The sequence below is a fragment of the Dyella sedimenti genome (genome assembly GCF_022760995.1).
In the GTDB taxonomy this organism is placed as follows: Bacteria; Pseudomonadota; Gammaproteobacteria; order Xanthomonadales; family Rhodanobacteraceae; genus Dyella; species Dyella sedimenti.
On the sequence record NZ_JAKWJO010000001.1, the window covers coordinates 1,046,561 to 1,058,921 of the forward strand.

The 12,361-nt window shown below is 68.2% G+C and carries 9 protein-coding genes; 1 reads left to right on the plus strand and 8 read right to left on the minus strand.

The window, feature by feature from the left end:
- Positions 1–189: 189 nt before the first annotated feature.
- Positions 190–1,800, plus strand: a complete 1,611-nt coding sequence (locus MJ605_RS04740; RefSeq protein ID WP_243039887.1) for a hypothetical protein — start codon at positions 190–192, stop codon at positions 1,798–1,800.
- A gap of 339 nt (positions 1,801–2,139) precedes the next feature.
- Here the strand turns inward: MJ605_RS04740 and MJ605_RS04745 are convergent, their stop codons facing one another.
- The 8 genes from MJ605_RS04745 to MJ605_RS04780 all read right to left on the minus strand — a co-directional run bounded on the left by MJ605_RS04745 (position 2,140) and on the right by MJ605_RS04780 (position 12,360).
- Positions 2,140–3,621, minus strand: a complete 1,482-nt coding sequence (locus tag MJ605_RS04745) for an efflux transporter outer membrane subunit (protein ID WP_243039888.1) — start codon at positions 3,619–3,621, stop codon at positions 2,140–2,142.
- 3 nt (positions 3,622–3,624) lie between these two features.
- Positions 3,625–4,809, minus strand: a complete 1,185-nt coding sequence (locus MJ605_RS04750; protein WP_243039889.1) for an efflux RND transporter periplasmic adaptor subunit — start codon at positions 4,807–4,809, stop codon at positions 3,625–3,627.
- On the minus strand, positions 4,799–8,038 hold the full coding sequence (locus MJ605_RS04755; protein WP_243039890.1) for an efflux RND transporter permease subunit: 3,240 nt from the start codon (positions 8,036–8,038) through the stop codon (positions 4,799–4,801). Before MJ605_RS04755 ends, MJ605_RS04750 begins: the two co-directional genes overlap by 11 nt.
- A gap of 314 nt (positions 8,039–8,352) precedes the next feature.
- Positions 8,353–9,777, minus strand: coding sequence for a sensor histidine kinase (locus MJ605_RS04760; protein WP_243039891.1), 1,425 nt, complete (start codon positions 9,775–9,777; stop codon positions 8,353–8,355).
- Entirely contained in the window at positions 9,774–10,439 is a 666-nt protein-coding gene (locus MJ605_RS04765) for a response regulator (RefSeq protein ID WP_243039892.1), read from the minus strand. The genes MJ605_RS04760 and MJ605_RS04765 overlap by 4 nt, the downstream gene beginning before the upstream one ends.
- A 242-nt stretch (positions 10,440–10,681) precedes the next feature.
- A complete protein-coding gene (locus MJ605_RS04770; RefSeq protein ID WP_243039893.1) occupies positions 10,682–10,990 on the minus strand; it encodes a hypothetical protein in 309 nt (102 codons plus the stop codon).
- A 135-nt stretch (positions 10,991–11,125) separates the two neighbouring features.
- On the minus strand, positions 11,126–11,761 hold the full coding sequence (nth, locus tag MJ605_RS04775; protein WP_243039894.1) for an endonuclease III: 636 nt from the start codon (positions 11,759–11,761) through the stop codon (positions 11,126–11,128).
- Entirely contained in the window at positions 11,758–12,360 is a 603-nt protein-coding gene (locus tag MJ605_RS04780; RefSeq protein ID WP_243039895.1) for an RnfABCDGE type electron transport complex subunit B, read from the minus strand. Before MJ605_RS04780 ends, nth begins: the two co-directional genes overlap by 4 nt.
- Between the last annotated feature and the right edge of the window lies 1 nt (position 12,361).

Sequence of the window (12,361 nt, forward strand, 5' to 3'; positions counted from 1 at the left end):
GGGACCGGCGCCGCGCATGTCGCCGATGAGACATGCGCGGCCGGATGTCTCCGTTTTGTCACATAACGTGCATGTAACGGTAAAGGGCGAAGCCCATTCTGCGCATCGATCGTGCTTGGACGGCCAGAGATCAATAGGGGATCAATGGGGGCCGTCCAGGTAGTTCTTACCTACATGCGGAGAAAATCCATGCGTTCCAAGTTGCTCGCGGTAGCCATTGCTGCCGGTTTGGGCGTTACCAGCTTCCACGTGGTCGCCGACCCGGCTCCGGCCCAGTCGACGAAGAGCAGCCAGGCCCAGGCGTCTGCTCAGGCCACCGAGATCGAAGCACTGAAGGCTCAGTTGCAGGCCCTGCAGGCCAAGGTGATCGAACTGGAACAGCGCACGGATGCGCAGTCTGACATCAACGTTTCCACCGGCCAGGCCGTGGAGCAGGTGCAGAAGCAGGTCGCCGCCACCGACGCGCAGGTGAAGAAGTCCTCCGACAAGTTGTCCTACAAGGGCGTGAACATCACCCTGGGCGGCTTCCTGGCGGCCGAATCGATTTATCGCTCGGCCCAGGAAGGCGCGGACATCGCCTCCAACTACAGCGCGATGCCGTACCGGAACGTGCAGACCGCGCACATGAACGAGTTCCGCATGACCGCTCGCCAGAGCCGTCTGTCGGCTCTCGTCCAGGGCGACGTGAACCCGGATACGCATCTGGCCGGCTACATCGAAATGGACTTCCTGGGCGGCGCCCAGACCGCGAACTCGAACGAGAGCAACTCGTTCAACCCGCGCATCCGCAACGTGTACCTGACCTCCGATTGGGACAACTCGGGCCTGCACTTGCTGGCCGGCCAGAACTGGTCGCTGCTGACGCTCAACAGCAAGGGCATCATGCCCCGCAACGAACTGACCCCGCCGCAGATCGATGCCCAATATATCCCGGGCTTCACCTGGGCCCGCCAGGCACAGATCCGCCTGGTCAAGGATTGGGACAAGAAGTACTGGCTGGGTATCTCGCTCGAGAACCCGCAGACCACCTTCTACTCCAGCCCGAACCAGGCCAAGGCGCCGGTCCAGCAGCAGGCCTACAACATCGCGGCCGGCTCGGGCTTCGATTCGGCCAACACGCTGTCGCTCAACCACATCCCCGACGTGGTGGTGAAGTTCGCCGCCGACCCGGGCTACGGCCACTATGAAGTGTTCGGCCTGGGCCGCGCCTTCTACAACCGCTACAACGGTTCCAACCACGACACCTGGGGCGGTGGCTGGGGCTTCGGCGCGATCCTGCCGCTGGTGGACAAGGTCCTCGACTGGCAGATCTCCGGCATGGAAGGCAAGGGCATCGGCCGCTACGGTAGCGCCCAGCTCTCCGACGTGACCTTCAGCCCGAACGGCGGCATCTCTCCGATCAAGGAGAACATGATACTGACCGGCCTGACCTGGCACGCCAACCCGGACCTGGACATCTACCTGTTCGGCGGCCGCGAGGCCGACAGCAAGAAGGACTTCGACTACAACGGCGTGGCCCTGGGTTACGGCAACCCGGCCTACAACAACAGCGGCTGCGACGTGGTCGGCGGCACCTGCGTGGGCAACGCCAAGAACATCTGGCAGGGCACCGCCGGCTTCTGGTGGAAGTTCTACCAGGGCAAGTTCGGCAAGATGCAGTTCGGCGCGCAGTACTCGCACACCGAGAAGGAAGCCTTCGCCGGCCAGGGCTTCGTCAACGGCGTGCTGGTCAACGGCGCGGCTTCGCCGAAGGCCAAGGAAGACATGTTCTTCACCTCCTTCCGCTACTACCCGTTCTAAGCGGTACGGCTATCGCAAGGGAGTTCCACCCAAGGATGGAGAGACGGCGGGCCTGGCCCGCCGTTTCTGTTTTTGCGCCATCGGCGATACCGGTTTGGACGGCTGAACGCCCATCGGCCAGGCTCATCGGCGCGCACGGAGACCTCGTTTCGTCAGAGCAGAGCACCCCTCCCCAACCCTCCCCTGCACGCAGGGGAGGGGCCGGTGTGTGCATGCTTTGGCTCCTCCCTCCTACGTGCAGGGAGGGCCAGTGCGTGCATGTTTTTGGCCTCCCCCTGCTTGCAGGGGGAGGTTGGGAGGGGGTAAATGCGAGGAGCTGGGTGTAGCCAAAGCGCCGCGTCAGCGGGCCTGGGGGCCATCGGCCGCCGCCATGTCGGCGGCAGGCAGCTGGGAGGCATCCCAGCCGCCGCCCAGGGCGCGGATCAGGTCCACGCTGGCCTGCAGGCGGCGGGTGCGCACCTGCTCGGCGCTGCGCTCGGCCTGCAGGGCGGCGGTCTGCGCGCTGACCACGTCGAGGTAGTTCACCGCGCCCTCGCGGTAACGGTTGGTGGCGATGGTCTGCGAATCGCGCGCCGCGCTGGCGGCATCGTCTTCCTGGTGCGCTTCCATACCCAACTGTTGCAGCAGGGTGAGGTTGTCCTCCACCTGCTGGAACGCGCCGAGCACGATGCCGCGGTACTGGCCGGAGGCCGCATCGAGGTTGGCCTGCGCCTCCTGCACCTTGGAGCGTCGCAACCCGCCGTCGAACAGCGGCATCGTCAGGTCCGGTCCCAGCGCCCAGTAGCGGTTGCCGACCGAGAGCAGGTTGCCCATGCCGGTGTCCTGCCAGCCGAGCAGGGCCGACAGGCTCAGTCGCGGGAAGAAGGCCGCGCGCGCCACGCCGATCTGTGCGTTGGCGGCGAACACGCGCCGCTCGGCGGCGGCGATGTCGGGCCGCCGTTCCAGTAGCAGTGACGGTACGCCGAGCGGAATCGCCGGCACGTCGATCGCCTTGGTGTCCGGCGGCAGCGTGAAGCGGGAAGCCGGCACGCCCACCAGGCTGGCGATAGCGTGCTCGGTGAGCGTGCGCTGCGCCTCCACCTCCGATACCTGCGCCTGCGCGTCGGATAGCTGGGTCTTGGCGCGCGACACGTCCAGGCCGGAGGCGATGCCGCCCTCGAAGCGGCGCTCGGTCAGCGCCAGGCCCTGCTGGTAGGCATCCAGCGTGTCCTTGAGGATGCGGTCCTGCACGTCGTAGCCGCGCAGGCGGATATAGAGGTCGGCCAACTGCGCCTCCAGGCTCAACCGCACCGAAGCCAGGTCGCCCGCCGCGGCCGCGGCCTCGGCCTTGCCGGCGGCCACCTCGTTGCGCACGCGGCCCCACAGGTCCAGCTCGTAGCTGGCGCCGAAGCCCGCGGTCTCGGCGCTGTATTCGTTGGGCTGGCCGGAACCGCGCAGCGGCCGGTTGTTCGACTGCCGGTTGCGCGAGTCGGCCAGTTCGACGCCGAGCTGCGGGTAGTAGTCCGAGCGCAGCTGGCCGACGATCGCCCGCGCGGCGTCATAGCGCGCCAGCGCGACGGCCAGCGAGGGATTGGCCGTGTCCAGCTGTTTTTCCAGGCGATCGAGCGCGTCGTCGCCGTACACCGACCACCAGGAGCCGCGCGTGGCGGTATCGGCTGGATGGGCCGGCGACCACATGCCGTCGGCGGTCTGTCCCGCATAGGCCGCGGGCAGCGGACCCACGTCGGGCTTGTGGTAGGCGGGCGCCAGCGAGCAGGCCGGCAGCGCGGCGGCCAGGGCCAGCGGCAGCAAGCGGCGCAGAGGGGAGAGCGGACGGGCCATGGGTCACTCCTTCTTTGGCTGGCCGTCGCCGGCGCTGGCCTTGGCCACCTGCACGCGATCGTCCTGCATCAGCGAATCCGGCGGGTGGTCGATGATGCGGTCGCCGGGCTTGAGTCCCTGGTCGATCAGCAGGCGGTCGCCGAGATCCATCGCGATATGCACGTCGCGCAGCTCGGCCTTGTCGCCCGGACCCAGCACCGCCACCTGCGGTCCCTGCGCGCGGAAGATCAGCACGGTGGCGGGCACCGTCATGGTGTGGCTGTTGGCCGACAGGGGCAGGTGCACCTCGGCATAGGCGCCGGGCAGCAGGTCGCCCTTGGGGTTGCCCACCTCGAACTGGGCCAGCAGCGCGCCGGAGGCCTGGTTGACCGCGCCGGAGCTGCCGATCAGGTGGCCGTTGAACTGCTCGCCGGGATGATCGGGCACGTCCAGCTTCACCGTCATGCCGGGGCGGATCGCATCGGCATAGCCCTGTGGCACTTCCACGTACAGGCGCATGCGGTTGGTGTCGGAGACGGTGAACAGCGGCCGGTCGCCGTCGTTGTTGGCGCTGATCAGGTCGCCGATGTCGGTGTTGCGCGCGGTCACCGTGCCGCTGAACGGCGCGGTGACGTGCTTGAACGCCTCCAGCGCGGCGATGCGGTCCACGTTGGCCTGCGCGGCCAGCACGTTGGCCTGCGCGGCCTCGGCCTCGCCGGCTTTCTCATCCGCCTCCTGCTTGGATACGGAGTTGGAGGCGAGCAGATTGCGCCAGCGCTTGTCGGTCAGCGCGGCCAGCTTGGCGGTGGCCTTGGCGCGCACCAGGTCGGCCTTGGCCTGCTCGAACTGCTGGTCCAGCTCCGGCGTGTCGATCTCCGCCAGCGTGTCGCCAGCGCGGACCTTGGCGCCGATGTCGGTGTTCCAGGTCTTCAGGTAGCCGCCGACGCGGGCGTGGATGGGCGCGCTGATCCAGGCGTCCAGGTGGCCGGGCAGGGTCATCGCCTGCTGGGCCGCGCCGGTGGTGGGCGTCACCAGTTGCACGCTGGGAACGACCTGCGCATCGGTCCACTTCACGACGCGGTGGTAATCGTAGGCGCGTACCGAAAGGCCGGCGATGGTGGCGAGTACGGCTACCGCCAGCCCGATGCGCACCGCGCGGCCCAGCCTGGGCGGCTGCTGCGGCGTGGCGATGGTGGCCTCATGCGACATGGACAGGTTCTCCAGCAAGGGAATCGGAATACGGTTGGGGCTGCTCGCGGCCATGCACGATGCTGAAGATCACCGGCACGAACAGCAGCGTGGCGCAGGTGGCGAACATCAGGCCGCCGATCACGGCGCGGCCCAGCGGCGAGTTCTGTTCCTGGCTGAGCGCCATCGGCAGCATGCCGATGACCATCGCCAGCGCGGTCATGCAGACCGGGCGGAAGCGGGTGAAGCCGGCTTCCAGCGCGGCCTTCATCGCGTCGCCGTGCTCGGCCAGCCGCTCGCGGCAGAAGCTCACCACCAGGATCGAGTTGGCGGTGGCCACGCCCATGCACATGATGGCGCCGGTCAGCGCGGGCACTGACAGCGTGGTGTGCGTGAGGAACAGCATCCACACGATGCCGGCCAGCGCGGCGGGCAGCGCGGTGATGATCACGAACGGGTCCAGCCACGACTGGAAGTTCACCACGATCAGCAGGTAGATCAGCACGATCGCGCCGACCAGGCCGAACAGCAGGCCGCCGAAGGCATCGTTCATGGTGCCGACCTGGCCATGCAGGCTGACCTGCGTGCCGCGCGGGCGCTGGGCGGCGAACTGGTCGAGCACCTTCCGCACGTCGCCGGCCACCGCGCTCAGGTCGCGGTCCTGCACCGAGGCGTAGATGTCGAACGAGGGCATGATGTTGTAGTGCGACACCACCGCGGGACTGGGCACGCGCGCGAAGGTGGCCAGACCGCCGAGCACCTGGTTGGCACCCTTGCCGGCGGGCGTCACCGGCAGGCTGGCGATGTCGGCCATGCTGTCCATCTTGTACTGCGGGGTGGCCGCCACGATCGGGTAGGACACGCCGTTCCTGGGATTGAGCCAGAACGTCGGCGCCACCTGCGAGCTGCCGGCCAGCGAGGCGACCATGCTGTTGGTCACGTCGCGCTCGGTCACGCCCAGCTCGTCGGCGCGCGTGCGGTTGACGTCGACGTTGAGCTGCGGGTAGCTGGTGCTCTGCTGCAGGCGCACGTCGGCGATGCCGGGCACCTCGCGCAGGCGTTTCATGATCTGCGCGGCGTAGGCCTCGTTGGCCTTCAGGTCGCGGCCGGCGACGGTCACGTCCAGCGGCGCGGGCGCGCCGAAGTTGAGGATCTGCGAGCTCATGTCCGCCGGCAGGAAGGCGAACTGCGTGCCCGGGAACTGGCGCGGCAGCAGGGCGCGCAGCTGGCGCACGTAGTCCGCGGTCGGCGCGTGGCCTTCCTTCAGCACTACCTGGATGTCGCCGTCCTGCGGACCGATGGTGCCGCTGGCGTTGTAGACCATGTTCACGCCGGACAGCGGCAGGCCGATGTTGTCGATCACGGTATCCAGCTCGTCCGGCGGGATCGCGCGGCGGATGGCTGCCTCGATGCGATCGAACTCGGCGGCGGTTTCCTCCACGCGGGTGCCCATCGGTGCGCGCACGTGCAGGGCGATCGCGCCGGCATCGACGTCGGGGAAGAAGTCGCGCCCGAGGAAGGGCAGCAGCGCGAACGACACCAGCACGAAGCCGAGAAAGCCCACGATGAAACGGCGACGATGGGTGAGGGCGACTTCCAGCGTGGCGTGGTAGACGTCGCGTATCTGCGAGAAGCGCTGCTCGAAACGCTGCTGGAAGCCCACCATTGCGGCCACCAGCGCGCTGCGCCGGCGCGGCGGATGCTGGTCGCCCTCGTGGTGGTTGAGGTACTCGTCCTCCGGGTGGTCGCCCACGCCGGGTTCGAGGTGGTGCGGCTTGAGCAGGTACATCGCCATGGTCGGCACCAGCGTGCGCGACAGCAGGAACGAGGACGTCATCGCGAAGATCACCGCCAGCGCCATCGGCCGGAACAGGAAGCCGGCGATGCCGTTGAGCATGAACATCGGCACGAACACGATGCAGATGCACAGCAGCGAAACGAAGGCCGGCGTCACGATCTGCCTGGCGCCGTCCATGATGGCGGTCATCACGTCCTTGCCCTGCTCCAGGTGCCAGTTGATGTTCTCGATGGTCACCGTGGCATCGTCCACCAGGATGCCCACCGCCAGCGCCAGGCCGCCCAGCGTCATCACGTTGAGCGTCTGGCCGGTGGCCGAGAGCAGGGCGATGGCCGAGAGGATGGCCAGCGGGATCGACACCGCGATGATCACGGTGGAACGCCAGCTGCCCAGGAACACCAGGATCATCACCGAGGTGAGCAGCGCCGCGATGATGCCCTCGCGCGCCACCGAGGTGATCGCCGACTTGACGAAGGTGGACTGGTCGCTGAGCAGCGAGACCTTCAGCGTATCGGGCACGGATTCCTTCACCAGCGGCATCAGCCGCCTGATGCCCGCGACCACCGCGAGGGTGGAGGCGTCGCCCACCTTCAGCGCGGGCATCAGCACCGCGCGATGGCCGTCCACGCGCACGATGTTGGTTTGCGGCGCGGCGCCATCGCGCACGTGGGCCACGTCGCCGAGCGTGATGGTGGCGCCGCGCACGGTCTTTACCGGCAACTGGTTGAGCGCATCGATCGCGTCGGGGCTGTTGTTGAGCTGGACGTGGTACTCGTAGGTGCCGATCTTGGCCGTGCCCACCGGGATGATCTGATTCTGCGCGGCCAGCGCGTTGCTCACGTCCTGCGCCGACAGGCCGTTGGCGGCCAGCGCGCGCGGGTCGAGGTCCAGCATCACCTGGCGCGCGGCGCCTCCGTAGGGCGTGGGCACCGCCACGCCGGGCACCGAGGTCAGCATCGGGCGCATGATGTTCAGGCCCAGGTCCAGGATCTTCGACTCCGGCAGCTCCTTGCTGGACAGCGCCATCTGCAGGATCGGCACGGTCGAGGCGTTGTAGTTGAGGATCAGCGGCGGGGTGATGCCCGGCGGCATCTGCTTGAGCACCGTCTGCGAGATCGAGGTGACCTGCGCGGTGGCGGTGCGGATGTCCACGCCGGGCTGGAAGAAGATCTTCACGATGCCCATGCCCGGCAGCGACTGCGACTCGATGTGCTCGATGTTGTTGACCGAGGTGCTGAGCTGGCGCTCGTAGTAGTACACCACGCGGCCGGACATCTGGTCGGGCGGCAGGCCGTTGTAGGTCCACGCCACGCTGATCACCGGGATGCCGATGTTCGGGAAGATGTCGGTGGGCGTGCGCAGCGCCGCCAGCGGGCCGGCGATCAGGATGAGCACCGCCAGCACGATGAACGTGAGCGGTCGCGACAGGGCAATGCGGACTAGGCCAAGCATGGGGGATTCCAGCGGTACGTCGGCGCGTGCGGCGCCGCGGCGTGGCGCCGTGGGCGTCATCTCGGTGAAGCAAGCGAGGCGTGGTTCAGCGAGGCGGTCCGGAACCCGGTGTGCGGCGGCAGATCGTCATGGTCGACTCGATGCAGGGCACAGGCCCGATGCCCGCATCTTCGCAAGTCAATCTTGTGGGAACCTTTTGGATGGCTGAAAGAAGGCTGGCTGCCCGCCCCTGGACGCCCTTCAGCGAAGGTAGTGAGGACCGAGGCGCAAGGCGGTCGCGCACAGGGTGCGCTCCTACAGGAGGGCGGCGACGGTTATGCCGGCTCCGCCGCCATCCGGATGCGCACCAGCAGGCCACGCCCCAGCGGCGATTCCAGCAGCTCGATCGAGGCATCGTGCAGCTCGATCGCGCGCTGCACGATGCTCAAGCCCAGGCCGTAGCCGCGCGTGGCGCTTTCCACCTCGCGATGGAAGCGCTGGAACACCGCCTGGCGGCGCGCCTCGGGGATGCCCGGCCCGTTGTCGCAGATGTCGACCACCGCTTGCGCGCCTGCGTGCCGCATGGTCACCTCGACCTGGCCTTCCGGCTCGGTGTAGCGCAGCGCGTTCTCGATCAGATTGCGGAACATCGCGGCGAGCGCCACTTCGTGGCCGAGCACGGCCAGCGGCGCATCGTCGTGGCTGAGACTGACCGCGATGTCCTTCTCGGCGATCAGCGGGGCCAGTTCCTCGATCACTTCGGTAGCGATGCGCGCCAGATCCAATCGCGTGCGCTGCTGCGACGCCGCGCCGGCCTCCAGCCGCGCCATGGCCAGGATCTGCTCGATGCGTCGCGCCAGCCGCGCCATGCTCTGCTGCGCATGGCGCACGGTGAAGGTCACCTCGGCGGGATCGTCGGCGATCATCGCGCTTTCCAGATGGATCATGGTGGCTGCGAGCGGTGTGCGCAGCTCGTGCGCCACGTCGGTGGCGAAACGATGCTCGCGGTCCAGCGCGTCCTCCAGCCGTTCCAACTGCTGGTTGAGTGCCACGATCAGCGGCTTGATCTCGCTGGGGGCGACGTCGGCCGGCATCGGCGTGCGGCTGCCGGGCGTGCGGCGGTCCAGCATCTGGGTCAGCACCGCGACGGGGCGCAGGCCCCGCTTCACCGCCAGGCTCACCAGCAGGGCCAGCAGCGGCAGGCCGATCAGCAGCGGCAGCGTGTGCTCGATCACCAGGCCGCGCGCGATGTCCTCGCGGTTGTCCGAGCGCTCGCCGATGCGGATCACCAGGTTGGCGCGGTTCTGCAGGGTGAAGGTGCGCCATTGCCGCCCTTCCCGCCGGATGTCGCGGAAGCCGCGCTCGTCGCTGGTGGGGGCAGGCAGGTCGGCGAGGTTGGCGGTGGCGGCGATCAGTTCGCCCTGCGGGTCGTAGGCCTGGAAGCCCACCTCCGGTTCGTAGTTGCGCGGATGCACCGAGACCACCACGCCGTGGTGGCGGACCTCGCCGTTCTGCGCGATGTCCGGCAGGTCCGCGTCGCGCATGGGCAGTTCGCCGTGGGCGATCAGCGTGCCCAGGGTGCGACCGGCCTGGGCCAGGCGGCCGTCCAGCAATTCGTTCATCTCGCGCAGCTCGCGGCGGTAGCTGATCCAGCCCAACGGGATCAGCACGACCACCATCACCGCGATGATCAGCCAGGTCAGGCGGGTGCGCAGGCTGGCGGGATGGACGTCCGTCCCCATGGCTCGTCGTGCGCTCATCGTGGCTCGCGGGGAACCATGTAGCCGATACCGCGCACCGTATGGATCACCTCGGGGCTGAGCTTGCGGCGCAGCCAATGCACCTGCACCTCGATGGCGTTGCGTTCCACCGGCATGTCCAGGCCGTATACCGAGTTTTCCAGCGCCTCGCGCCGCACGATGCGGCCGGCGCGTTCCATCAGCACGCGCAGCACGGCGAACTCGCGGCGGGTCAGGCTGACCTTCTCGCCGCGGAACTCCACCTCGGCCGTGGCCAGGTTCAGGCGCAGGCCGCCCACCTCGACCAGGTTGTCGGCCAGGCCCTGGGTACGGCGGGTCAGCGAGCGGATGCGCGCGGCCAGTTCACCCAGGTGGAACGGCTTGACCAGGTAGTCGTCGGCGCCCAGGTCCAGGCCGCGGATGCGCATTTCCAGCGCGTCGCGCGCGGTCATCACCAGCACCGGGGTCTTCACGCCGGTGCGCCGCGCCTCGGCCAGCACTTCCATGCCGTCCTTGCCGGGCAGGCCCAGGTCCAGCAGCACCAGGTCCACCGGGTCGCCGCGCAGGGCCTCGGTGGCTTCCCGCCCGTCGCGCAGCCAGGTCACCGCGTAGGACTGGTGCTCCAGCGCGTGCCTGATCGCCGCGCCCAGTTCGGCATCGTCTTCGACCAGCAGGATATGCATGCCATGGCACCCGTTTCGTTCTCGGGAAGGCCGTGGCCATGCCACCGCCCGGCGCCATGATCCCTGGCCATCCTTTTGTGGATCTTTTGCCGGCGCCGTGCATGCCGGAGGACACCACGTTGGCGCGTGGGGAGAGTGCCGTCAACCGCCCGCGCAAACAAGGACGGCGAGCCGTGGCTCGCTGTCCTGTTTGTTCCCTGTACCGGGCGCCAAGGACTGGCGCCGAAACGCGCCGTATCCGCTCAAGGCACCTTGGCCAGGGCCGCCGAGACGATCGCCTGGCGCAACTGTTCCTGGTTCAGGGCGAGGCTCTTGGACTGGTCGATCGCCACGGCCTTGATCGACTGCGGCTTGAGCATGAGATGGCGTTGCATTTCCCAGGTGTTCGCCTGGCGCTGGGCGAGGGCGAACTCCTCGGGCGTACTGCCGACGAAACCGACGACGGCGTAGCCGTTGAGATTGACCTGGTAGGTTTCGATGGCGGCATGGGCCTGGCCGTGGAGGCAGGCAAGGCCGAGCGCGGCGACGGCGGGAAGGATCAGGCGTTTCATGGTGGTGGCCTCCTGACGGGGAGCATCCGGGGGAGGCTGGACTCTAGCCGTGCGGAGGTCGGCAGGCTTGATGAAGTCGCGCGGAACGCCGAGGGAATCGTGAGGCTTTCGTGCCGTTTGCGCGCCGCCAGGCTTTTAGGCGGGTGTTTTGTGCTTGTAGCGGCAGAGGTCGCGGATGACACACCGGGGACAGTCGGGCTTGCGCGCCTTGCATACGTAGCGGCCATGCAGGATCAGCCAGTGGTGGGCATCCTGCTTGAACTCCGTCGGCACCACCTTCTCCAGCTTGTCCTCCACCGCGCGCACGTCCTTGCCCGGCGCCAGCCCGGTGCGATTGGCCACGCGGAAGATATGCGTGTCCACCGCGATGGTGGGATGGCCGAAGGCGGTGTTGAGCACCACGTTGGCGGTCTTGCGGCCCACGCCGGGCAGGGCTTCCAGTTCCTCGCGCGTGCGCGGCACCTCGCCGTGGTACCGCTCGACCAGGATGCGGCATAGTGCGATCACGTTCTTGGCCTTGGCGTTGTAGAGGCCGATGGTGCTGATGTAGCGCTTGAGCCCTTCCTCGCCCAGGGCGAGGATGGCCTGCGGCGTGTTGGCGACGGGGTAGAGCTTTTTGGTCGCCTTGTTCACGCCCACGTCGGTGGCCTGGGCCGACAGCACTACCGCCACCAGCAGCTCGAACGGCGTGGTGTAGTCGAGTTCCGTGGTCGGATGCGGATCGAGTTCGCGCAGGCGGGTGAACAGCTCGACGACGTCGGCTTTCTTCACGTGGGCTTTCCTTGTTTCGCGCGTGCCCTCGCCAGGGCCGCGAGCACGGGGTTGGTCTGCGTGGCGGCGGCCACCTCGGCCTTGCGCGCCGCCAGTTCGGCCTCGCGCCGGGCCTGCTCGCGCGCCAGCCGCGCCTCGCGGCGCTGGAAATGGGCGCGGGCGGCATCGGCATGGGCCGGGTCGTTCACCTGCGCCAGCGGCATGGGTTCGAGCACGATGCAATCGACCGGGCAGGCCGGCACGCACAGTTCGCAGCCGGTGCAGTCGTCGGCGATCACCGTATGCATCAGCTTGGCCGCGCCCACGATGGCGTCCACCGGGCAGGCCTGGATGCACTTGGTGCAGCCGATGCAGTCGACCTCCACGATGCGTGCCAGCGTGCGCGGCTTTTCCACGCCATGCGCGGGATCGAGCGGCGGCGCCGGCACGTCCAGCAGCGCGGCGAGCCGGGCGATGCCGGCGGCACCGCCCGGCGGGCATTGGTTGATATTCGCCTCACCGCGTGCGATCGCCTCCGCATAAGGCCGGCAGCCGTGGTAGCCGCACTGCTCGCATTGCGTCTGCGGCAGCAGCGCGTCGATGCGGTCGGCCAGCGTCATG